This is a genomic window from Paraburkholderia rhynchosiae, assembly GCF_002879865.1.
GTDB classification, from domain to species: Bacteria; Pseudomonadota; Gammaproteobacteria; order Burkholderiales; family Burkholderiaceae; genus Paraburkholderia; species Paraburkholderia rhynchosiae.
This window is the reverse complement of record NZ_PNXY01000007.1, coordinates 139063-161647: the sequence shown is the minus strand read 5'-3', so window position 1 is coordinate 161647 and position 22585 is coordinate 139063. Positions and strand designations below refer to the sequence as shown.

Annotated in this window: 20 protein-coding genes and 2 pseudogenes; 11 read left to right on the top strand and 11 right to left on the bottom strand. The window is 61.7% G+C overall.

Annotated elements, in window-relative coordinates; all coding sequences use genetic code 11:
* Positions 1 to 37 precede the first annotated feature (37 nt).
* From C0Z16_RS12440 to C0Z16_RS12420, 5 genes are all read right to left on the bottom strand, one after another.
* Complete coding sequence (locus C0Z16_RS12440; protein WP_102632448.1) at positions 38 to 1747, bottom strand: acid phosphatase; 1710 nt, start codon at positions 1745 to 1747, stop codon at positions 38 to 40.
* A gap of 129 nt (positions 1748 to 1876) precedes the next feature.
* Positions 1877 to 2164, bottom strand: a complete 288-nt coding sequence (locus tag C0Z16_RS12435) for a hypothetical protein (protein WP_102632447.1) — start codon at positions 2162 to 2164, stop codon at positions 1877 to 1879.
* Between the two features lie 343 nt (positions 2165 to 2507).
* The gene (locus tag C0Z16_RS12430) at positions 2508 to 2969 is read right to left on the bottom strand and encodes a GNAT family N-acetyltransferase (RefSeq protein WP_102632446.1); all 462 of its coding nucleotides are present in this window, start codon (positions 2967 to 2969) and stop codon (positions 2508 to 2510) included.
* A gap of 427 nt (positions 2970 to 3396) precedes the next feature.
* Positions 3397 to 4500: an NAD(P)/FAD-dependent oxidoreductase gene (locus tag C0Z16_RS12425; protein WP_102632577.1), complete on the bottom strand. Its 1104-nt coding sequence runs from the start codon at positions 4498 to 4500 to the stop codon at positions 3397 to 3399.
* Positions 4501 to 4632: 132 nt separating this feature from the next.
* Positions 4633 to 4836 carry a DUF3562 domain-containing protein gene (locus tag C0Z16_RS12420; RefSeq protein WP_102632445.1) on the bottom strand — a complete coding sequence of 68 codons (204 nt, stop codon included), beginning with the start codon at positions 4834 to 4836 and terminating at the stop codon, positions 4633 to 4635.
* Positions 4837 to 5111: 275 nt separating this feature from the next.
* On the opposite strand from C0Z16_RS12420, the gene C0Z16_RS12415 reads away from it, so the two are divergent.
* On the top strand, positions 5112 to 6320 hold the full coding sequence (locus C0Z16_RS12415; protein WP_102632444.1) for an aromatic ring-hydroxylating oxygenase subunit alpha: 1209 nt from the start codon (positions 5112 to 5114) through the stop codon (positions 6318 to 6320).
* 304 nt (positions 6321 to 6624) lie between these two features.
* The gene (locus C0Z16_RS38710; protein ID WP_102632443.1) at positions 6625 to 7041 is read left to right on the top strand and encodes a rubredoxin; all 417 of its coding nucleotides are present in this window, start codon (positions 6625 to 6627) and stop codon (positions 7039 to 7041) included.
* Positions 7042 to 7169: 128 nt separating this feature from the next.
* On the opposite strand, the pseudogene C0Z16_RS12400 reads toward C0Z16_RS38710, so the two are convergent.
* Positions 7170 to 7457 (bottom strand): annotated as a pseudogene (locus C0Z16_RS12400) (LysR family transcriptional regulator); the annotation flags it as partial.
* 42 nt (positions 7458 to 7499) lie between these two features.
* Here C0Z16_RS12400 and C0Z16_RS12395 point away from each other — a divergent pair.
* Positions 7500 to 7751: pseudogene (locus C0Z16_RS12395) on the top strand (succinylglutamate desuccinylase); the annotation flags it as partial.
* 108 nt (positions 7752 to 7859) lie between these two features.
* On the opposite strand, the gene C0Z16_RS12390 reads toward C0Z16_RS12395, so the two are convergent.
* Together C0Z16_RS12390 and C0Z16_RS12385 are read right to left on the bottom strand one after the other, a co-directional pair.
* The gene (locus tag C0Z16_RS12390; protein WP_102632442.1) at positions 7860 to 10010 is read right to left on the bottom strand and encodes a phosphocholine-specific phospholipase C; all 2151 of its coding nucleotides are present in this window, start codon (positions 10008 to 10010) and stop codon (positions 7860 to 7862) included.
* A 56-nt stretch (positions 10011 to 10066) separates the two neighbouring features.
* The gene (locus C0Z16_RS12385) at positions 10067 to 10393 is read right to left on the bottom strand and encodes a hypothetical protein (RefSeq protein WP_102632441.1); all 327 of its coding nucleotides are present in this window, start codon (positions 10391 to 10393) and stop codon (positions 10067 to 10069) included.
* Positions 10394 to 10605: 212 nt separating this feature from the next.
* Here C0Z16_RS12385 and C0Z16_RS12380 point away from each other — a divergent pair, with 212 nt between their 5' ends.
* The 5 genes from C0Z16_RS12380 (at position 10606) to C0Z16_RS12360 (ending at position 18666) form a co-directional block, all read left to right on the top strand.
* Positions 10606 to 12573 carry an amylo-alpha-1,6-glucosidase gene (locus tag C0Z16_RS12380; protein WP_102632440.1) on the top strand — a complete coding sequence of 656 codons (1968 nt, stop codon included), beginning with the start codon at positions 10606 to 10608 and terminating at the stop codon, positions 12571 to 12573.
* A 51-nt stretch (positions 12574 to 12624) separates the two neighbouring features.
* Positions 12625 to 15450: an MGH1-like glycoside hydrolase domain-containing protein gene (locus C0Z16_RS12375; RefSeq protein ID WP_102632439.1), complete on the top strand. Its 2826-nt coding sequence runs from the start codon at positions 12625 to 12627 to the stop codon at positions 15448 to 15450.
* Between the two features lie 89 nt (positions 15451 to 15539).
* The gene (gene zwf / locus C0Z16_RS12370) at positions 15540 to 17165 is read left to right on the top strand and encodes a glucose-6-phosphate dehydrogenase (protein WP_102632438.1); all 1626 of its coding nucleotides are present in this window, start codon (positions 15540 to 15542) and stop codon (positions 17163 to 17165) included.
* 39 nt (positions 17166 to 17204) lie between these two features.
* Positions 17205 to 18032, top strand: coding sequence for an ROK family protein (locus C0Z16_RS12365; RefSeq protein ID WP_407070669.1), 828 nt, complete (start codon positions 17205 to 17207; stop codon positions 18030 to 18032).
* Between the two features lie 64 nt (positions 18033 to 18096).
* Complete coding sequence (locus tag C0Z16_RS12360; RefSeq protein ID WP_102632437.1) at positions 18097 to 18666, top strand: YbhB/YbcL family Raf kinase inhibitor-like protein; 570 nt, start codon at positions 18097 to 18099, stop codon at positions 18664 to 18666.
* A gap of 36 nt (positions 18667 to 18702) precedes the next feature.
* On the opposite strand, the gene C0Z16_RS12355 is transcribed toward C0Z16_RS12360, so the two are convergent.
* Positions 18703 to 19698: an aldo/keto reductase gene (locus tag C0Z16_RS12355; protein ID WP_102632436.1), complete on the bottom strand. Its 996-nt coding sequence runs from the start codon at positions 19696 to 19698 to the stop codon at positions 18703 to 18705.
* A 250-nt stretch (positions 19699 to 19948) separates the two neighbouring features.
* On the opposite strand from C0Z16_RS12355, the gene C0Z16_RS12350 reads away from it, so the two are divergent.
* The gene (locus tag C0Z16_RS12350) at positions 19949 to 20266 is read left to right on the top strand and encodes a high-potential iron-sulfur protein (protein ID WP_102632435.1); all 318 of its coding nucleotides are present in this window, start codon (positions 19949 to 19951) and stop codon (positions 20264 to 20266) included.
* 24 nt (positions 20267 to 20290) lie between these two features.
* Here C0Z16_RS12350 and C0Z16_RS12345 read toward each other — a convergent pair whose 3' ends face one another.
* On the bottom strand, positions 20291 to 20641 hold the full coding sequence (locus C0Z16_RS12345; RefSeq protein WP_102632434.1) for a DOPA 4,5-dioxygenase family protein: 351 nt from the start codon (positions 20639 to 20641) through the stop codon (positions 20291 to 20293).
* A 35-nt stretch (positions 20642 to 20676) separates the two neighbouring features.
* On the bottom strand, positions 20677 to 21150 hold the full coding sequence (locus C0Z16_RS12340; protein ID WP_102632433.1) for a GNAT family N-acetyltransferase: 474 nt from the start codon (positions 21148 to 21150) through the stop codon (positions 20677 to 20679).
* 441 nt (positions 21151 to 21591) lie between these two features.
* On the opposite strand from C0Z16_RS12340, the gene C0Z16_RS12330 reads away from it, so the two are divergent.
* Both C0Z16_RS12330 and C0Z16_RS12325 read left to right on the top strand, forming a co-directional pair.
* Positions 21592 to 21912: a hypothetical protein gene (locus C0Z16_RS12330; RefSeq protein ID WP_244201224.1), complete on the top strand. Its 321-nt coding sequence runs from the start codon at positions 21592 to 21594 to the stop codon at positions 21910 to 21912.
* Positions 21913 to 22020: 108 nt separating this feature from the next.
* On the top strand, positions 22021 to 22293 hold the full coding sequence (locus C0Z16_RS12325; RefSeq protein WP_102632430.1) for a DUF1488 family protein: 273 nt from the start codon (positions 22021 to 22023) through the stop codon (positions 22291 to 22293).
* Positions 22294 to 22585: the final 292 nt, after the last annotated feature.

Here is a 22585-nt window from a genome sequence, read left to right as displayed (position 1 = left end):
CTCGGTGATTGTTGAGCCTGGTCGTTAAGCCAGATTGTTAAGCCAGGTCCAACGGCGCGGTCAGATCCCCAAGCGGCGCGAGACCATTGCGCGCGAACGCACGATCACGCGCAACGACGCCGTCGAGCGGCGCGAGCCCATGCACCCGGCTGATCAGGCGAAGAATCGAGTTTGTGTCGTACACCGTATGGTCGACGTAGCCCTTTTTGGCGAGCGGCGAAATCACCAGCGCCGGAATCCGCGACCCTGGACCCCAGCGGTCGCCCGTGGGCGGCGCGACCGGATCCCACCAGCCGCCGTTTTCATCGACGGTAACGATCACGACCGTGTTGGCCCATTGCGGACCGCGCCGAATATGCTCGATCACATTCGCGACGTGCCGGTCGCCCGATTCGACGTCCGCGTAGCCGGCATGCATGTTCAGATCGCCTTGCGGCTTGTAGAACGTGACCGTAGGCAAGCGCCCGGCATCGACGTCCGCGATCAGACGGTTCGTCGACGCATCGTTGCCGAGGCCCGCATCGCGCAGATATTTGCGCCGCGCGGCCGTGCCCGGCGCGTAGTTGGCGAAATAGTTGAACGGCTGATGGTGATACTGGAAGTCAGGCACTGCGCCCGTGTCCTGATGCTCCAACGCGTATTGCCAGGCCCCGCTGTACCACGCCCAGTCCACGCCCTTGTCCGTAAGACGGTCGCCGATGGTCGCGTAATTTTGCGGCGGCAGCACGCGCGGATTCGACGCGTCTGCGAACGCCGGGTTGCCGCCTTCGGCCGGTCGCACACTGCTAGGCTGATAGGGCGGCGCCATCGTGTTGACGGCGTAGCCGTCGGCGGTAAACGCGCCGTCGTTGACGAATTTCGGCGGGCCGTCGAGCGCCGACGCGGGGGATTCCGCCGCGAGCTTCAGCCGCACGCCGGTCGGGTCGTCGCCTTCCACCACCGACACCATTTTCTTCGCCGGGCTGTTCTGAATGTCCGGATAGAACGGCGCCTGCGCCGAAATAAGGAAGATGTGGTTCAGCCACGAGCCGCCGAACGCCGCCATAAAAAAGTTATCGCACAACGTGTATTGCTGCGCGAGATTCCATAGCTTCAGCGTGTCGGCGGAAGTGCGGTAATGCCCCATCACAAGGCCGCCCGAATCGCCCCACGCGGCGAACTGGTTGTTGCGGCCGGCGTTGATCTGCATCTGGTTCTGATAGAAGCGATGCACGAGATCGCGCGTGATGACGCCGGTGGGCAGCGGCGCGCCGTGCGCGTCGGTGAGATGAAAAGGGCCGTTGCGCAGATTGCCGATGTCGTTCTGGCCGATCATGTAGCGCTTGCCGTCCACTTCCTGCGCTTGCGGCACGAGGCCGCCCCAGATTGCCGGCAGGCGCGGCAACGGCGTCTTGCCGTCGCGGTCGAGTTGCAGATAGCGCTCGGCGCTGACCGCATCGAGCGGATGCTGGATGCCCGGAAAATTGCCGTACAGGTTCGCGAAACTGCGGTTCTCGGCGTAGATCACCACGATGTGTTTGACCTGATCGCGCAGGGCGGCGTCGAGCCGTAAATCGGCGGCGCTGCGAGGCGCGCCATCGCTTGCCATCTGTTCCGTCTTGCAGCCGGTCAACGCGAGCCCGATGCCGACCGCCGCGAGGCCGGTGAGGACACGCCGACGGTCGGGATTCTGAGGATCGTCCGCGGCGTTGGGCGCGTTGTCCGCGCTATCGGGGTTCGGCGGCAGGAATGAGTCGTGGTCTGTCATCGGTCAGTTCCGAAATGTGCGTGACGAGCAGTCAAGTGCGGCTCGGGGCGGCGCGCGGGGCGCCGGCTGTAGCTTCGATTCGGCTGAGAGTACGGCTGAAGTACGCTGAATGTGATGCGGTGGTTGCAGCTAAGGCAAGCGGCGCTTCACTCGCCAACTGTTGTGCGTTGCGTCGACGGCGAGCAGCAGCCAATGCCTGGTGTTGACCGGGTAGCGCTTTTGCGTCGCATAACCGTCGACGGTCAATTCGAGTTCGTCGTGAGCGCGCAAATGGCAGGTGGCGTGAGCGCCGGAGCCATCCGCGAATTCGACGATCGCGGCGGCCGCTCGGGCGGGCTCCGGCAAGTGCGCTATATGCACCGCGCAACCGGGATAGAGGTGTGAATCGGCAACCTGGATCTGCACGGAATTCGACATGAGCGTAGTCTCCGGACGCTTGAGCAGAACGCAGGCGTGGCAACGAGGCCTCGCGCAACGGACCGCATCAGAGCATAGCACCGCAAAGACGCTATCACGCTGATCTGAGCTTGATGAACAGCAGAAAACGGCAGCCAAGATGGCAAAAGAAGAGCAGAGACGAGCGGGACGTAAGCCAAGGCTACGCACTGCGGCCGCTTCGGGCTCGCAGGACGACGAGTGCAGACAGCTGCCAAAAGAGCCAAGGGCCGCAATATGCGGCCCTTCTCAATGAAGCGCAATAGACGGCGCTGAGCAATAGCAATATGCGTTGACGCCCCGCGAGAGGCGCACGATGGCGCCGCTACACTCCCTTCCGATAAACCACAAACCCCGACTTATCCGCCACCGTGTCATACAACCGCATCGCGGTGTGATTCGTTTCATGCGTTTGCCAGTACACCCTTTGCGAGCCATCTGCTTTCGCCCGTGCATACACCGCTTCGATCAACGCGCGGCCGACGCCCTTGCCGCGCTCCGACTCCAGCGTATACAAGTCTTGCAGATAGCAGATCGGTCCCGCCATCGTCGTGTGACGGTGATACAGAAAATGCACGATGCCGACCAACTGGCCATGACGTTCGGCGACCGTCGCATGCATCGGTTCATAGCAGTCGAAAAAGCGGCCCCACGTGAGATGCGTGATTTCGCGCGGCAATGCGGTTTCGCCGGAGCGACCGTAGAATGCGTTGTAGGCATCCCATAGCGGCAACCATGCATCGAAATCTTCGCGTCTAATGGGGCGGATTTGAATCGTTTCGGACATCGGCGGCTCCTTGTTATGTCGATAAGCAAGCGTTGCACGGCACCTTGTCTTCATCTGACACATCACGACAGGCGCCGGCTCGCAAGCCGTGAGCATAAGAGCATCGGGCCGCGATTGTTAGCTCCACCGGATGCTCCGATTTTGGAACCACGCACGCGCAGAGCATGAGAACCAGCGTTAATACGAGCGCTGCTTGATGCCCCCGCGCCCATCTTGCCACGTCACAATCCACAGATTGCGATGCTGCTTAACGATTGAACCATCCGCGCGATTTCGCGAGTACATCACCCGCAGGTGCACTTTGCGCAGGGCATGCCGTGAAGCCGTCGATGCACCGCAACGCCGCGCGCGTCATCGCCGCTTCGTCGGCTCCGTCAGTGCCATCGAACTGCGGGACGAAAAGAGCATTGGCGTCCGACATCGCGTCTTACGCCGTCTCGGCTCTGAGCCACTGCGCGAGCGCGGCGTCATCGTCGGTCTCGAGCGCATGCGCGACTCGCTGACCCACGGCCGCGCCGAATTTGTAGCCGTGCCCCGAGCAGGCGGACACGACGAGCGTCTTGCCGATGCGCTTCGAAAAGAACCGCTGATCGGCCGTGAACGTGTACGCGCAGGTTTTGACTTCGGTTACCGCATATTCGTCGATGCGCGTGAACGGCGGCGCAAAAAGCTGTCGCAAGCGCTCGCCTTCGCCGGCAACCGGAACCCGCTCGGTTTCAGCATCCGGCACGGGTTTCTTAAGCACACCCGCGCCGAACTTCAGACCGATACCGTCGATTGGCGGCAACACGTAGCCATCGCTTGAACCGCCAATGTCGACGATCGCCGGCGCATTCGACCACGCGCTCTCCAGATCCGCGGGCGGCGCAAGATAAGCCACGGCGTTGCGATAAATGACGAGGTTCTCCGCGAGCGCGGGGAACAGTCGCAGCGTCCAGGCGCCCGCTGTCACGACAAGGCGGTCGGCGCAAACGCTGGTGCCGTCCTCAAAGTGCGCGCTCGCCGTGTGCGGATCGATCGAAACCGCCTTCGTGTGCATGCGAATATCGACGCCGCGCATTCTGAGCCACGCTTTCAGGTCGTGTGCAATGCGCTCGCTGAAGAGCGCGCCGCCGTCATGGTCGAGGTACGCGTAACGAAACGTGGCGGCGTCGAGAAACGGATATCGCTCGGCGGCTTCCTGCGGATTGAGCCGTTCATATTCGAAGCCCATGCGGTCGAGGCCGATACGAAACTGCTCGGCCCCGTCGCCTGCCAATTGCGAAATGCCGAGTACGCCGCAATTCGCATAATGGGACACGCCGAGATCGTCCCAGAGCATGTCCCAACTATCGAACGCTTCGGCGATAGTTTGCGCATAGCCGTCGGCGTCGCCATAAGCGCGGCGAATCATGCGATGCCGATCGCCCGATGCGGCAAGCGAATTCGGGATCGAGCCCTGCTCGATCAGCGTGACGTCGTGCCCCAGCTTGGTGAGCGACCACGCCGTACTCAGTCCGGCGATTCCTGCACCAACGATTGCCACCCGCATACCCATTCCCCCCGTCGGTTGAACGGGGTCAAGTCTAGCGCGGGAATTAATCGGCGGGTTGTGTGCATCGGTGATCAATCAGCCGACGAATGGCACGTGGTCGAGCAGCGCTGGTCTCCGGCGCCGCCGTGTTCAGTGCTTGCGATGCGGGTCGTCGCGAAGCTTGTTGCGTACTTTCTTCGCCGCGAAGAGCGGCACGTAATCGAACACCCGGGCGTCGTGGCGATAGTCGGCCAATGTGTCGGCATACATCTTGGAGACGGTTTCCGCCGGGGTGTCTGTTTCCTCCGCAATGCTTTTCACCACTTCCTCTATATTCGGCTCAGGTTGCGACATTGGATCTCTCCTGTTAAGCAGCGTTGGACGGGCGGGTGCAGCCAAACACAGGAGTTTTATTAGAGGATGCGATGCGCGTCGATGCCAATTGAATCGGTCTATCGCGGGTTGCATGCCACAGAGATTTTTTTCTTGCGGTGGGAATTTCGCCGGCGTAGCACGGCGGTTAGACCCCGTCCGGCCCATGCCCCTTCCGGTTCGAGTAGACTGACGGCCATAACGGCCGCGAGATGCGGCTACCGACTCTATCCGCTCGTGCACGGAGGCTCCACACTATGCATGCAGTTCCCCCGCTCGAACAAGACACCATCGACGCGTCGCCTACGCATGCGGCATCGTCCAAGGCTGCTCACACGCCGGATCAAGCCGCGAACGACGCGCCGGTCCGCGACTTGCGCCGCGTCGGCATTCATCCCGACTACTGGTATCCGCTTGCATGGTCGCATGAAGTGAAGCGCGGCAAGACACATGGTGTGACGTTCGCGGGCGATCCGATCGTGCTGGCGCGCACGGAGTCCGGCAAGGTGTTCGCGCTCGAAGACCGCTGCGCGCATCGCCAGGTGCCGTTACATCAGGGTGTGGTCGACGGCGAGTCGATTCGTTGCGGGTACCACGGTTGGACTTACGATTGCTCGGGCAAATGTATCGACGTGCCGTACCTGGGACGCGAGCGTCTGCCGAACGGCGTGCGCTCGTATCCGTGCCGCGAAGTGGACGGGCTGATCTTCGTGTTTCCCGGCGACGCGGCAATGGCCGAAGTTCGCCCGCTGCCCACGCTCGGCTCCGTGTCGGACAAGAAGTACAAGACGCGGCGCTTCGGCCGTCCGGTCAATTGCCACTACTCGTTCATGCACGAGAACCTGATGGATATGAACCATCAGTTTCTGCATCGCCGGCAAATGGGACAGATGCGCGCGCGGTCGCTCGGCCGGCGGCGCGGTGAAGGCTGGGTCGAGGTCGATTACACGTTTGCACGCATGGCCGGCCAGCAGCCGATCGGCGAAGCGATCGTGTTCGGCCAGAGCCGCAAAAGCGGCGGCGACAACGACAAGGACGTGATGACGATCCGCACCGAGTATCCGTATCAGACGCTGCAGATTCGCACGTCCGAGCAGACGCTGGTGATGGACCTGTGGATCGTCTACGTGCCGCTGGATCGCGAGCAGCGCATCAACCGAACGTTCGGTCTGCTGTCGATTCGCAAGCCCGGCATTCCAGGGGCGCTGAACCTCGCGTGGCCGCTGCTGGTGTGGTTCACCGAGCGCATCTTCAAGGAAGATCGCGAGATCGTCGAGGCCGAGCAACGCGCGCACGATTCGCAAGGCGCCGACTGGAACCATGAAGTGTTTCCGGTCATCAACGAGTTGCGCGCGCTGCTGCGCGAAAGCGGCGCGCCGGATCGGGTCGTCGGCGCGGGCACGGGCGACACAGAAATCATCCGCTTCTGGGATTCGCGCCACGGCAACCCGTTGGCAAAAACCTGAGCGTCGAGGGGCAGGCGATTTCCGCCTCGCCGCGAATGAGTTCATCTCCATCCAGCAGGTAATCCGGCGCGGTCGACCGGCGATAATGGCATTTGATTCACACGGGTTTGCGCAAATCGGCATGCGCCGCGCCGCGACCCGTGTACCATTTCGCTTTTTTCGACTTTTGAAGACCACTCCGTGACCACGCAACAACTCCCAATCGCATCGCGCAAATCCCTCACTCTGCTTCAATTACTCGGCCTCATCGGCGGCGCTGCACTGATTGCGCACATTCTGCTGAATCTGCTGGTGTAGTCGTGTCATGTACAAGAAGGGCGTAGCCGTAGAAATCCAGTTTGCCCCCGAGCGGCTCAACGACCGCGCAGGCGATCCCTACTGGATCGACCTGACGCAAGACGAAGCGCAGCGCCTGCTCGAAACTCTGAAGGGACGCCTCGCCGGCAACAGCGCGAGCACGGCGGCACCGCTCGTCGTGAGCCTGGATGAGACGTGGACCGCGCGCGAAGAAAACGCGCCGGAGACGTCCGTCGGCAACGCCGCTTCAGCGGACGACTTCAAGCAATGGGTCTGCGTGATCTGCGGCTGGATCTACGACGAAGCAGCCGGCTTGCCCGAGGAAGGCATCGAACCGGGCACGCGCTGGACGGATATTCCCGCCGACTGGCGTTGCCCGCTGTGCGACGTGGGCAAGGAAGATTTCGCGCTGGTGGAGTTTTAGGCTTCCAGATAATCCGCGGCGCGGGTGCGGCTTCCCACGGTTAGCATGCCGCGCATAGCGCCCAGCTTGTTGCGCCGCTCGCGGGTTCGATCACAAACGCTGGATTGACTATCGATTGCGCGCGTCCTTCAACGCGCTCTTACTGTACGCGTGTACGAAGCGATCATCGTTGCTAGCTCCTGCGCAGCGGGCGTGAGAGGAATGGCCGCGCGTTGCAACAGGCAAACGGTTTGCTCGATCGCGCGCTCTCGCGAACGTCGATGGTGGCCAGCGCTCGCAGACGGCACTCGCCTGGCGACAATCGACGATTCGAGCGACAGGCAATCCATCGCGCCGACCAGATGCAACGTCTCGTACAAGCCCTCCACGGTCGCGACGATTTTAGGCGGCGGTAAGCCGTGGCTTTTGAACAGATGGAACTTCAATCGGCATTTCATGCAGTTTCCGAAGCTGGCCGCGGCAGCGAACAGTTCTATGCACCTGTGAGCGGGATTCTTGTTCATCGCGCGAAGATCGGCGACACGATTTGCGTCGGACAGCCGCGGTTCGATATCGTCGATCCGTTGACCGACGAAACGACTACGCTGACGAGTAACACCGAAGGCGTGTTTTATATGCGTCGCGCGATTCACTTCGTGACGGCGGGGGCGCCGTTGGATCCTGTGACGGGGGCTCGGGCGTTCAGGACGGGGGTGTTGTTGGGGGCGTGATTCTCGCCCACATGCAGACGCGTTTCTGAGCGACGCGTTTGTGAGCGACGCTTCGGCTAGGGGCGCTCACAACTAGCGCACCCGGCCGGAGCGTCACCGTAGCTCGACTTAACTCGCCACCAACACCGGCGCCACTGCCGCCGGATCGCTGATACTCGGCCGCCCATTCTCGACGTGGCCCGCGACACGACGCGAGAAACCGGCGTCGTCGTTATCGGTCACCGTCAAGTCGTACCAGTGATGGCTCGACGCCAGCACCCACGCTTCTTCGATATGCGCGCCGGCCGGCACCAGCACCGGACGCGGACGCGCGCCGTATGCGTTATCGGTCACTGTCAGACGCGCCATGCCGCCGCCCTTGTTGCTGAACTTCAGGAAGACGTTGCCGTTGGCGACATCGTATTGCACCTTCACTTCCGGCTGCGCCGGTTTCTCGTTGCGATGCCCGCCGGCAATCTGCGATGCCTGCGCCGTCGCCTGAGCGTTGCCCGCGAATTTGCGCACGAAACCGTTCGGGCCGAATACCTCGAACGCATAGGCGCCGTTCGTCCCTGTCAGATCGAACGATTCGCTGAGCGACTTGCCCGCTTCGACGGTATAACGCCACGGACCATCCGTGCGATTCGTCACGTACACATAGAAATGCGCGCCTTGATCGCCGGTATTGCCGATCGAAATCTCGAACGTATTGTTCTTCACGTCCAGCTGGCCGTTCACATGCAGCTCGTACGGCAACGCGCGCGCGAAACGAATGCCGCTTTCCTGCGGATCGACTGCGCCCGGCGTTGCGGGAACGGTCGGCTTCGGCTGCGTCGCGCACTGGTTGTCGGCGATGCTCTTGTAGTTGCTCGTGTCCGGCAGCGGCGGCACCTTCGAATCCGGCGTGCGGAAATCGAACGCCGTGGTCAGGTCTCCGCACACCGCACGCCGCCATGCGGTGATGTTGGGCTCATACACGCCAAAGCGCGTTTCGATGAAGCGAATCACCGACGTGTGATCGAACACCTGCGAGCACACGAAACCGCCCTTGCTCCACGGCGAGACGATTGTCATCGGCACGCGCGGGCCGAGGCCGTACGGCAAGCCGTCAGCCGTATAGGTGCCGCCGCGCGCGGGATTGACCACGTTGTGAATTTCGCCTTCCGTGCTGACCGTCGACTTGCCTTGCGCGGACGTGCTCGCCGGTTGCGGCGGCACGAGGTGATCGAAGAAACCGTCGTTCTCGTCGTACATGATGAACAGCACGGTCTTGCTCCAGACCTCTGGGTTTGACGTCAACGCATCGAGAATCTGCGACGTGTATTCGGCGCCATACGCGGGCGTATATTGCGGATGCTCCGAATATGCGGCCGGCGGGCACAACCACGACACTTGCGGCAGCTTGTTCGCGAGCACATCGGCCTTCAGATCGTCGATGGTGCGCACGGTCTGCGCGCGCTCATACAGCGGCGAGCCCGGCTTCGCGTTGATGAAGTTGGTGAAGTTCTGCAGGACGTTGGTGCCGTAATTGCCGTTCAACGGATCGGCGCCGGTCAGGCCTTGCTGATACACCTGCCACGAAATACCCGCGGCTTGCAGGCGCTCAGGGTACGTGGTCCACGAAAGCAACTGATAATTCGGCGGACCATCGCCGTCGACCCAATCGTTGTTGTCGAGTAGCGGACCGCCGAGCGTGCCGGTCGGATCGACCATGCCGGTCATCAGATACGAGCGGTTCGGGTGCGTCGGTCCCGGCAGCGAGCAGAAGTAAGCGTCGCAGACGGTGAACGCATCGGCCAGCGCATAGTGGAACGGAATGTCGCTGCGCAGATGGTAGCCCATCGTCATGTCGGTCTTGGTGGCGGGCCACTGATCGTAGCGGCCGCCGTCGATCGCGGCATGCGTCTTGTACCACGAGTGATCCAGATCGCCCACGCATTGCGCGCTCGTGGTCGACGTGTCGAGATGGAACGGCAGTACAGGTTTCGTGGGATCCGCCTTCGACGGTTGATACCAGACCGGCTTGCCGTTCGGCAGCGGAATCGGGAAGCGGTCGTTGTAACCACGCACCCCGCGCATGTGCCCGAAGTAGTGGTCGAACGAGCGGTTCTCCTGCATGAACACGACAATATGCTCGACGTCGCGAATGGTGCCGGTGCGCGAAAACGCGGGGACGGCCAACGCATTGCGAATCGACTCGGGCAGCGCGGTCAGTGCTGCGGCAGCGCCGGCGGACGAAGCCACGGTCTGCAGGAAACGGCGACGGCTATTTGATGTCATCGAATATCACCTTCTGCGGGGGAAGAATAGCGCGCCTCGCGCGCCGGAGGAATGGGTCAGTTGCTGTTTGCGCTATCGCCCGGTGCATAACGAATGACGGGCGCGACTTGCTGGCTGTCGGCGGCGAGACTGGCTTGCATGTTGTGTGTAATCGCGTCCGACGCGAGAGCGGGGTCTGCCGCGAGCGTCGAGGGTCTGTTGAACATCGCTGCGGCGGGCAATGTTGATGAAGATGCGGCGGCAGGCGTCGCCGCGCGGTTCGCGGCAACGTTCGACGATGAAGACGCGTCGGCGGACGCGGAGTCGTCCGCGCCGCAGCCGTTCAGCGTTAGCGTTGCGAGCGCAACGAACACACTGCCGACGAGGCGTTTGTCTCTTCTCATGTCTGCATCCCGTTTCGTGAAAGCGGATGCAGTCTCCAACCCTTTCAAGAAATAATTGTGAAACGTTTGCGAGTGGGAAAAATGACTCGCGTATGTGAGTTCTTCGAAAGCAATCGGAAAGTGATAAGTAGGAGAATGGTCACCGCAGTGCCATCTGTTCGAGGTCCAGGCATACCGAAACATAACGACGGCTTTGCGCAATTGCTCACGCCATGACACATATCGAACGACCTTTTGACATCGCGCGTCTCGAAGACGAATGGCTGGAAGCGGACGGCTTCGGCGGCTTTGCGTCGGGGACGGTAGGCACGCTTCGCACGCGCCGTTATCACGCGTTGCTGTTGACGGCCACGCGCGCGCCGGGCGGCCGCGTGGTGCTTGTGAACGGCGTTGAGGCATGGCTCGAAACGGACGGCGAGCGTTATCCGCTAAGCATGCAGCGCTATGTGCCGGAGGTGCTTTATCCCGACATGACAGCGAACGTGCTTGGCTTCCTCACGGAACCCTGGCCGACGTGGCGTTTTCAGTTCGATGCGCAAACGCTGATAACAGCGGAGGTGTTCGTCAGCAAGGCGACGCGCGAAACTGTTTTGCGCTGGAAATGGCAACGCATGCAGGCCGCTTCGCAAACACGCGTGCTCACATTGAAGGTGAGGCCGTTGCTGTCGGGCCGCGACTATCACGCGCTGCATCACGAAAACGCCGCGTTCAACTTCAATGCGCAAACCAGCGACGATGCGAGTTGCGTAAGCTGGCAACCCTACGGCGACCTGCCGCGTATTTATGCCGCGACGAACGGCAACTACCTGCACGCGCCCGACTGGTATCGCAATTTCTGCTACGTCCGCGAGCGCGAACGCGGGCTCGACTTCACGGAAGACCTCGCGACGCCCGGCGTCTTCAGCTTCAATCTCGCCGATAACGACGCAGTGATGATCGTGAGCGCGTCGGATATAGCAGGTGCAAACGCATCGGCAACAAGTCATGCGGCGAAGCTTGCGGAGAAAGAGCAACAACGCCGCAGCGCGTTGGGTTCGCGCCTGCAACGTTCCGCCGATGCCTACGTCGTGCAGCGCAACGAAGGCCGCACGATACTCGCAGGCTTTCCGTGGTTCACCGACTGGGGCCGCGATACATTCATCGCAATGCGGGGCTTGCTGATCGCGTCGGGCCGTCTCGACGATGCCGAAGCGATTCTGCTCCAATGGTCCGGCACGTTGTCCGAAGGCATGCTGCCCAATCGGTTTCCCGATTACGGCGACGCGCCGGAATACAACTCCGTCGATGCATCGCTGTGGTTCATCGTCGCCGTGCACGACTATCTGGCGACGAACCACGCGAGCGCCGCAACCATAAAGCGTCTGCAGCAAGCAGTCGAAGCGATTCTCACGGGCTACACGCAAGGCACGCGCTTCAACATCAAGGCATCCCCGGAAGACGGTCTGCTGTGCGCGGGCGTCCCCGGAATGCAACTCACGTGGATGGACGCGAAGGTCGGCGATTGGGTCGTCACGCCGCGCATCGGCAAGCCGGTGGAAGTGCAGGCACTATGGATCAACGCGTTGCGCATTGCAGCAATGTGGAATTCGCAATGGCAAGGACACTCCGAGCGAGCGTTGCAAGCGTTTCATGAACGTTTCATCGACCCATCGACGCAAGCGCTTTTCGACAATATCGACGTCGATCATGTGAAAGGCACACAAGACCGTTCGATTCGCCCGAATCAGATTTTTGCGGTCGGCGGCCTGCCGTTTCCCGTGCTCGAAGGCGCGGCGACGCGCGCGGTGGTCGATCAGGTCGAAGCGCAGCTGCTCACGCCGCTCGGCTTGCGCACGCTCGCGCCGTCGGACCCGGCTTATTGCGGACACTACAGCGGTGCTCCATTCGAACGCGATGGCGCCTATCATCAAGGAACGGCGTGGCCGTGGCTGCTCGGCCCGTTTGTCGAAGCCTGGCTGCGCGTTCACGGCGATGCGGCGGATGTGCGCCAACAAGCCAGAACGCGCTTTCTCGATCCGCTCTATGCGCACCTGGATCGCGGCGGGCTCGATCATCTTTCCGAAATCGCCGAGGGCGACGCGCCGCACGCGCCCGCCGGCACGCCGTTTCAGGCGTGGTCGCTCGGGGAGCTGCTGCGCATCGAACATCTGCTTGCCGCCTTGGATCGCGCCGCGGCGTAAACCGCGCTACGATGTGTGTCCCACCGCCAAGCCCGACGCAAGGACGCTGTCATGCCACCGCTGCGCGCTGCCAATCTGTTCGCCACCACTGAAGGTTCACGTCTGCATTCGGCGGATTGCGCCCACTGGCAACGCTGGGGGCCGTACCTCAGCGAGCGTCAATGGGGCACCGTGCGTGAGGATTACAGCCCGGACGGCACTGCGTGGGACTACTTTCCGCACGACCATGCGCGCAGCCGTGCGTATCGCTGGGGCGAGGACGGCATCGCCGGTTTCGGCGACGACACACTGAGCTGGTGCGTGTCCCTCGCGCTATGGAACCGCAAGGATCCGATCCTGAAGGAGCGGCTCTTTGGTCTCACGAATGCGCAGGGCAACCATGGCGAGGACGTGAAGGAGCTGTACTTTTATCTCGACGGCACGCCCACGCATTCGTACATGCGGATGCTCTACAAGTACCCGCACGCCGCTTATCCGTACCGGGATCTGATCGAGGAAAACGCGCGCCGTGGCGGCGACACGCCCGAGTACGAAATTCTCGACACCGGCGTGTTCGACGACTTGTGCTATTTCGACGTCCAGGTCGAATACGCGAAGCACGCGCCTGACGACATCGTGATGCGCGTGACAATCGAGAATCGCGCGGACGAATCCGCTTCCCTCGATGTGCTTCCGCAAATCTGGGCGCGCAATTCGTGGTCGTGGAAGGACAATCCCGAGAAGCCGTCGCTCGTCGCTGGCACCGATCATAACGGCAACGCGCAGTTGATCGGGCATCAGCATGGACATGAGCCGATTGTCGTCACGGCCTGGTCCAACGACGCGCCGCAAATCACGTGGTTGTTCTGCGAAAACGACACCAATGTAAAGCGCCTCTACAACATGGAGGCGGAAGGTCCGTTCAAAGACGGCTTCAACGATTACCTCGTACATGGCGATCAGCAAGCCGTGCGTCGCGACCGCGGCACCAAGGCCGGCGCGCATGCGTCGATCGAACTGGGTCCGCATGGGCGCGCGGTGGTCTACATGCGCTGGCGTCCGCAAGCTAGCCCTGACGACGTGCCGCTCGATGCCAATGCGCTGTTTGCGAGGCGTATTGCCGAGGCCGACGAATTCTATGGCGCGCTGCAACGCGATATGGACGACCCCGACGCACGTCTCGTGCAGCGCCAGGCGCTCGCGGGCATGCTGTGGTCCAAGCAGTACTACCGGTACGACGTGCATCGCTGGATAGAAGGCGATCCGTTGCAGCCGAAGCCTTCGGCCGCGCGCAAACGCGGTCGCAACGCGGACTGGATGCATCTGTGCAACGCGGACATCGTGTCGATGCCCGACAAGTGGGAATACCCGTGGTACGCGTCGTGGGATCTGGCGTTTCATGCGGCGGCGTTTGCTCTAATCGATCCCGCGTTCGCAAAGCGCCAATTGCTGCTACTAGTGAAGGATCGCTATCAGCATCCGAACGGGCAATTGCCCGCCTACGAATGGGCGCTTGGCGACGCCAATCCGCCCGTTCATGCGTGGGCCGCGTGGCGCGTGTACGAGATCGACCGTGCGCTCACCGGCAACGCCGACCGCGATTTTCTCGAACTGATCTTTCATAAGCTGCTGCTCAATTTTTCGTGGTGGGTGAACCGCAAGGACGCCGACGGCCACAACATTTTCCAAGGCGGTTTTCTCGGCCTCGACAACGTAGGCATCTTCGATCGCTCGTCGCCGCTGCCGACCGGCGGTCACATCGACCAGGCCGACGGCACTGCGTGGATGGCCGCGTACGCGCTCGACCTTATGCGTATCGCGCTCGAACTCGCGTATGCGAACCACGTGTTCGTCGATATCGGTGTGAAGTTTTTCGAGCACTTTCTGTACATCGCGCAAGCCGTGAGTTGCGACGACGGCTGCGATACCGGACTCTGGGACAGCGAAGACGAGTTTTTCTACGACAAGCTGCGCCTGCCTGACGGCACCAGTTTTCCAATGCGTGTGCGCTCGATTGTCGGACTCATTCCACTCTTCGCCGTACACGTGCTCGAAGAGCGATTGCATGGCGAATTGCCGGGATTGCGCGACCGGCTCGTATGGTTCCTCAAGCATCGTCCGGATCTCGCGAAGCTGGTTTCGCGCTGGAACGAGCCTGGCAAAGGCAACGCGCTGCTGCTCTCGGTGTTGCGCGGGCATCGTATGAAAGCGCTGCTGCGCCGCGCGCTCGACGAAAGCGAATTCCTCTCCGATCATGGCGTGCGGGCGTTGTCGCGATACCACCGCGATCATCCGTTCGTGTTCAACCACAATGGCAACAGCTTCACGGTCAAATATTTGCCGGCCGAATCGGATACGCGCGTATTCGGCGGCAATTCGAACTGGCGCGGTCCGGTGTGGATGCCGGTGAACTATTTGTTGATCGAGTCGCTTTATGAATTTCACCGCTATTACGGCGATGAATTCCGCGTCGAATATCCGACCGGCTCGGGCCAGAACTTCTCGCTGTGCGAAATCGCCGACGAACTCGCGCGTCGCGCGACCACGCTGTTTCTCAAGAACCAGCACGGCGAGCGTCCGGTGATGGGCGCTTATCCGCTGTTGCAGGCGGACCCGCGTTCGAGCGATCTGGTTCTCTTCCATGAGTATTTCCATGGCGACAACGGGCGCGGCGTGGGCGCTTCGCATCAGACGGGCTGGAGCGGGCTTGTCGCCTTGCTCCTGCAACCACGCGTGATGGCGGCTTCTGGCAGCGTGCCGCTGGCTGGCGAGCCGGGGCGCGCGCCGATTCCGACAGCGCCGCCGGCACCGGCGCGGCCCGCGGTGCCGGAAGTCGTGCCGGCGTCGTCGACTGAAGTTGAAACAGCGTCTGCGCTGGCGAGTACGTCGGTCAAATAGCGCGACTTCGTTGTTGAACTGTGCGGGTGCGTGTGTGGTCTTTTCGAGTATCGCCACGTCTGTTTCATTGGCTTCCTCAAGTGAATCCCATGTCGACTACACCGAACACTCAAGCTGCTGAAGATCCGAATGCCAACGCTAACCCAAGCCCCGGCGCCGCGGCCGCGCGAAGCTGCAAGGTCAGCGCGAGTCCGCATGGCGAGCCGCCGTCGCCCGCAGGCAAGCGTCCCGCGCCGCCTTGCACGCTGGTGATCTTCGGCGCAGGTGGCGACCTCACCAGGCGCCTTCTGATGCCCGCGCTGTACAACCTCGCGGTGGATGGCTTGCTCGACGGCGGCATGCAGATCGTCGGGGTGAATCATGGCGAGCGCGAGACGAGCGAGTGGTGTGAAGACCTGCATCAGTCGCTGCAAAAGTTCGCCGCCGACAAGGCCAGCACTTTCCACGCCGGCAAGCTCGACGACGCGGCGTGGGACTGGGTCGCGCAACGTCTTGAATACATGGCCGGCGACTTCGGGACGCCCGATACCTTCGCGAGGCTCAAGCAAAAGCTCGCTCAGACGCCGGGCGGCAATGTGATTTTTTATCTGGCGGTCGGCTCGCGTTTCTTTAAACCGATCGTCGAGCGTTTGGGCGAAACGGGTTTGCTAAAAGAGGGCGATGGCTTTCGTCGCATCGTGATCGAGAAGCCGTTCGGCACCGACCTCGCGTCGGCGCGCGACCTGAACGCGCATATTCTTTCGTATGCGAAGGAATCGCAGGTCTATCGCATCGATCATTTTCTCGGCAAAGACACGGTGCAAAGCATTCTCGCCGTGCGCTTCGCGAATGCGCTATTCGAGCCGGTGTGGCGGCGCGAATACATCGACAGTGTGCAGATCACGGCCGCCGAAACCATCGGCGTGGAAGGGCGCGGCAAGTTCTACGAGCAGACCGGCGCGTTTCGCGACATGCTGCCGAACCATCTGTTCCAGTTGCTCGGCATGGTCGCAATGGAGCCGCCCAATTCATTCGATGCCGAAGCCGTGCGCGATAAAAAGGCCGAAATTTTCGATGCCATCTTGCCGCTGAGACCGAACGACGTCGTGTTCGGTCAATACGAAAAAGGCGCAGCGGGCATTGGTTATCGCGAGGAACCGGATGTCGCGCCGGGCAGCACGACAGAAACCTACGCCGCCGCGCGCGTGTTCGTCGAAAACTGGCGCTGGGCCGGCGTGCCTTTCTATCTGCGCACGGGCAAGCGGCTTGCCGCGCGCCGCACGGAAATTTCGGTGCAACTGAAACCGGTGCCGTTCCGTCTATTCCGCGACACGCCGGTCGATGCTCTCACGCCGAATGTGCTGACCTTGCGCATCGATCCCGCGCACGGCACCAGCTTCGACTTCAACGTCAAGACGCCGGGGCCGTTAATGCAGATCGGCCCGGTGCAGTCTTCGTTTGACTATGGCGACTTTTTCGCGGAGCGCGCGAACGTGGGCTATGAAACGCTGCTATACGACTGCATGCTCGGCGACGAGACGTTGTTCCAGCGGGCCGACAGCATCGAAACGAGCTGGTGCGCGGTGGACGATGTATTGCATCCGACAACTGGCGGCGCGATTCCAGTGCACGGCTATGCGGCCGGCAGTGAAGGGCCCGCCGAGGCGGACGCGCTGTTGGCGCGCGACGGTCGCGCGTGGCGGCCATTGAAAAGAGACGCGGTCGAGAAGAAGTAATGGCGTGAAGCACAACCATACAAACGGGGGTAACTAACCGTGGCGACATCGAAAGCAAACGCGGCAAAAGCGGCAAGCCTGGCAAAAGCAGCAACCAGTGACGAGCGGATCCTCGCTATCGACGTTGGCGGTACCGGCTTGAAAGCGGCGGTGATCGACGCAGACGGTCAGATGAAAACCGAGCGCGTGCGCGTGGCGACGCCGCATCCGTGCACGCCGGATCAACTCGTGGATGCGTTGGCACAACTCGTCGAACCGCTGATCAGCAAGGCGCCGCCCGTTTTCATGTCGATCGGCGTTCCGGGCGTGGTGCGCAACAACCGCATTCTGACGGCGCCGCATTTCGGCGTGGAAGGTTGGCACGACTTTCCGCTTGCCGATTTACTTGCGCAGAAGCTGGGCGGCTTGCCGGTCCGCATGATCAACGACGCCGAAATGCAGGGCTTCGCCGCGATCGAAGGCAAGGGTATCGAATTCGTATTGACGCTCGGCACGGGCGCGGGCACGGCGCTCTTTCGCGACGGCGAGCTGATGCCTCATCTCGAACTCGCGCATCATCCCGTGAGCAAGAAGGGCGTTGCTTACGATGAATACATCGGCGAGGCGGCACGCGAAAAAGCCGGGAATAAACGCTGGAACCGGCGCGTTCACAAGGTGATCGGAATTCTCGAATCGCTCGTGAATTGCGACAAGCTGTGGATCGGCGGCGGCAATGCTGCGCGCCTTACAATCGATTTGCCGGCTAATGTGGCTACGATTTCGAACGATGCGGGCATTCAAGGCGGCGCGCGGCTATGGCATCCGCGGTCGGTGCGTGAGACGCGGCAGCTTCCCGAAGCCAATGCTCGCACGGGCAAGTTCAAATAGATTTCACCTGACGCGGATCGCGGATTGCGAATCGCGAATCGCGGTTACGCGGGAGCAAACAGCAATGATTCGACGCGCTAACCGTGGCGCTGCAAAGCGCCTGATGTCTGTCGGCCTAGGCACGATGTTGGGGTTTGCCGCCGCGCAGGGCTATGCGGCCGATGCGTTCACATTGACCTCGCCTAGCCTGGCCGACGGCGGCACATTGGAGTCGAGCCATGCGGCGAGCGCCAATAGTTGCGGCGGCGGCAACGTGTCGCCCGCGTTGCAATGGCGCAATGCGCCCGCCGGCACGAAGAGTTACGCGGTGACGATCTTCGACCCGGATGGCGCGAAGGGCCTCGGCATCGTGCATTGGGTGCTATACGGCGTGGCGCCGTCGATCACCGCACTCAATGCCGGCGCGGCAGCGCCACCTGGAAGCGTCGCGGGAACGAACCGCACCGGTGGCCCCGGCTATTACGGGCCGTGCCCACCGGTCGGCGATGTTCCGCATCACTATGTCGTGCAGGTCTATGCACTCGATCTTGCGCCGGACGCATTGCCGGCCGGCTTGACGAGAGACGCATTGCTTGCCGCAATGAAGGACCATGTGATTGCGGCAACCAGTACGGTGCTGCGTTACGGGCGATGATGGCCGCGTGATGCAGCCCGGCAACGCACGCCACGTTTAGCGAGCCGCGTCGCCCCAACGGTACTCGACGCTCGCTTCGTCGAGTTGCTTCTTGATGTCGGCGTCCAGCACGAACTCCGAAGCCGCAAGCGTATCGGTCAATTGCTCGGCGCGGCTCGCTCCGATAATCGCGGAGGTCACGAGCGGATTCGCCAGAACCCACGCGAGGGACACGCGAGTCAGCGACTCGCCGGTCGGCTCGACAATCGCTTTGAGCCGCTCGATGGTCTCGAATTCGCGTTGATGCCAGTACCGCTCCTGATACATCGAGCCAGCTTTGCCGACACTTTCGGTGAAACGCCCGGACGTGGGCGTCGCCTCCAGCTTGTGCTTGCCGGTCAGCAAGCCGCCTGCCAGCGGGTTATAAGGCATCACCGCCAATTGCTCTTCGGCGGCGAGGGGCAGCAGTTCACGTTCGATCTGGCGGAACAAAAGGTTATAGCGCGGCTGCACGGAGACAAAGCGTGCCACGCGCAGCACGTCGGCGCGACCGAGCGCGCGCGCGAGACGGTAGGCGAGAAAGTTCGACACGCCGATGTAGCGCGCCTTGCCCGAGCGCACGATCGCGTCGAGTGCTTCGAGCGTCTCGTCGAGCGGCGTGTTAGCGTCGTCGGAATGGAGTTGGTAGAGGTCCACGTAATCGGTGCCGAGGCGCTGTAGCGAGGCGTCGATTGCATCGAGCAGATGCTTGCGCGACGCGCCTTGATCCCACGCCGAAGGGCCCATCTTGCCGACCGCCTTGGTGGCCAGAATGAAGCGGTCGCGCTTGCCCTTCAGCCACCGCCCGACGATTTCCTCCGTGCGGCCGGCATTATTCTCGCCGCCGCCGAGCGGATAAACGTTGGCCGTATCGATGAAATTTACACCGGCCTCCGCGGCCGTATCGAGAATGCGGCGCGATGTCTCTTCTTCGGTTTGCAGGCCGAACGTCATGGTTCCAAGACATAGGCGGGAAACGGTCAGACCTGTGCTGCCGAATTTGCGATATTGCATGTTCAACTCCGGAGATGAACGGAACGGTTGCGATATGAGAGGCTGCGAGAAGGGTGCAAAGAGGATAAACGCAAAACAATAGTTGTGTTTCGGAGCCGGGCCTTATCCATATCGCCGCAGTGGGCACCTGCGCGTGCGTGCCAGGCGGCAGGAAAACCGTCGTTGGGGCTAGAATCGTTGCATTGCCCGTCTGCGAATAGAAAGCGCCTGCAATTCAAGCGCACCCCACTTCCACCATGCGAGTGAAAAAATGAAAACATCGCGCCGCCATTTTCTGTTGATGAGCGTTTGCGTAAGCGCGGGTTCATCGCTCGTGCTGTCTCGCGCGGCATTCGCCGCCGGCGCGAATACACTCAGCGAGGCCGACCCGCAAGCGCAAGCGCTCGGTTATAAAGAGGACGCGTCGAAGGTCGACAAAGCGAAGTTTCCACAGTACGCAGCGGGACAAACTTGCGGCACATGTTCGCTGTTTCAGGGCAAGGCCACCGATGCGTTCGGCGGCTGCACTTTGTTCGGCGATAAACAGGTCGCCGCCCGCGGCTGGTGCAGTTCGTACACGAATATGTAAGCGACGCGCGGCTGCGCAGATTCGTCAGATCAACGCATCGAGCACCAGTTCGTGCGAGCGGCCGACCCATAGCGCGGCGTCGCGGTGATCGCGCAATGCGTCGCCGGTATTCGGATGCACGAAGATATCGAGCGCGCCGTGGTTGAGCGTGAGCCAGCCAATGATGTCGGCGAACTGCTCGTGAGCGAACGCCATCTGATACGACCACATCGGATGCGGCCCGACCGGGCGTTCGTGAAAGCGGCCCATTTGCAGCTTGCCATTCCAGTGTGCTTCGATCTGCTCGCGAAAAGTCCAGGCGCTGTCTCGCGTCGTTGAGTCGAAATAAACGTGCGCGTGCCAGCTTTGAATCGCGGAGGTGTCGCGAAAAGTCATGGTAGGTCCGTGGTGCGTCAGTCGTTATCCGCCATTCATTCTGCTTCAGTTTCCGCCGACGCGCCAGGCGCGCGTCTCATGTGAAACTGTCGTTCATCTTCGCCTGCGATTTTGAAGCCCAGGCGCTCATAAAGGCGCCGCGCGCGATTGCCTTTGAGCACCCTCAGCGCGACGGGCAACGCATCGGCGTCGGCGGCGCGCAGCAACGTGCGCAACGCGCTTTTGCCGATGCCGCGCCCTTGCAGCGCAGGCGTGATCTGAAATTGAACAACCACCCATTCGGTATCGGTACGATGCGCTTTGAGCAAACCGGCACGCATGCCATCGACAGAAATAACACGCGCCGCGTCATAACGATGCAGCAAACGCGCGCGATGCTCGGCGTCGTCCGCGGCTTCGCCGACATGGGCCAAGTGCTCGGTCATGGTCGCCTTGCGCAGTTCGAAGAGGAAGGGTTCGTCGTCTGCGAGCGCGGGACGCAGGATAATCGTCGGGTCGTAATCGGACATGACGTGGCGGAATCGGACACGTGGTCGGCTAGTAAGAATGGGCGCGAATTGTCACGCTCACAGCGCGTTTTTACCATGCAACGCCGATTGAGCGCGCCGGCTTCTGCACTGAACGGGCGCACGTTGCAGTTTGCCAGGCGGTGGGAAGCAACATGCCCTCCAGCGACTTTAGCCGCGATGCATCAGGCGCCGCCGATGTTTGCTGCTCGCAGATCACGTTTCCTCTCCCGTTTATGTCGCTCAAGCGACCACGAGCGCCATGCGTTTTATCCGGATTGGCATGTGCCTTGCTTTTGCCTAACCCGCGAATTTCCACGCGTGCGGGTTCGAGACCATGCACGCGATACGCCGAACCACCGGCGAACGGCGCCACCTGGCAAAAAACGAACAATGCTGAACACGCGACCACAGATCCTGACGCGCGCAACAGATGGCGATGCGATGACGCTCGTCTTCTACCCCGACACAGGTTGCCTGCGTTTCGCCGCTTCACGTGGCGTGGTGCGCCATGAACTTCGGCCGCCGCATTCCTGGTTGGCGATTGCGTCCGCGTCGCGCGAAGTGCGCGGCGGGACACACGCGATATCCGAAAGCTTGAGTACGCTATTGCATGACTTCTGTGTGAAACGCTCGCAATGGCTCGGCGGTCCGGCGGGCACGCTCGGGCCCACGCACGCGCGCGCGTTGTCGTCGCCGCCTGCTCATGCCGACATGCACATATCTTTACGTTCGCTTACGATGGACGTGGCGACGGCGCAGTAGCGGATTCATCAGCCGAAAGACGGATGCTGGTTTGCGAGTCTGTTCAGTTTTGTTCGGTGTCGTTCGTTCAACCCGGCGGACGGCATAACCAACTTTGCGAGGTGGGCTATGGAGATTATCGAGCTTGAACCTAGCGTCTCGGCAGACGGACGCGCGGTGATTTTCCTGCTTTCGGCGCGAGGACGGGACCTCGAATGCGCCGTTACGCGCGAAGCGCTGGAGCAGCACTTCTGGCTGCAACGCGGCGCCGCTGAAGATCGCATGCTGAAGACTTTCGCCGATGGCCGCAAACGCATCACTGCCGTCGCCGAAAGAAAAATGCTGGCGCGTCCGGGCGAAAAAGTCCTGCTGACGATCAGCGATTTTGCCGCGCGTGGCTGATGTCGGGTTGATGCCGGTTGGTGAGTTCATGCGGCACGTCCGCGTGACGTCTTGCCTGCTTTACTTGCGCTGAACATCATGCGAGCGACGCGTGATTGCACCGTCGCTCGTTTCGTCGTTGCCGCTTTGCCTGCCAGACGTTCCTGAATTCTTCTCTCGAATTCGTCCCTCGCATTTGCCCCGATTGTTACGCCGTTGTTACGCCGATTCGTCAAACTGGCGCGGCAAATCCCTTCCTTTTGCCCAATTGCCTGAGCGGTCGCTCGCATACACTCTTTTCCATGGAGCGACA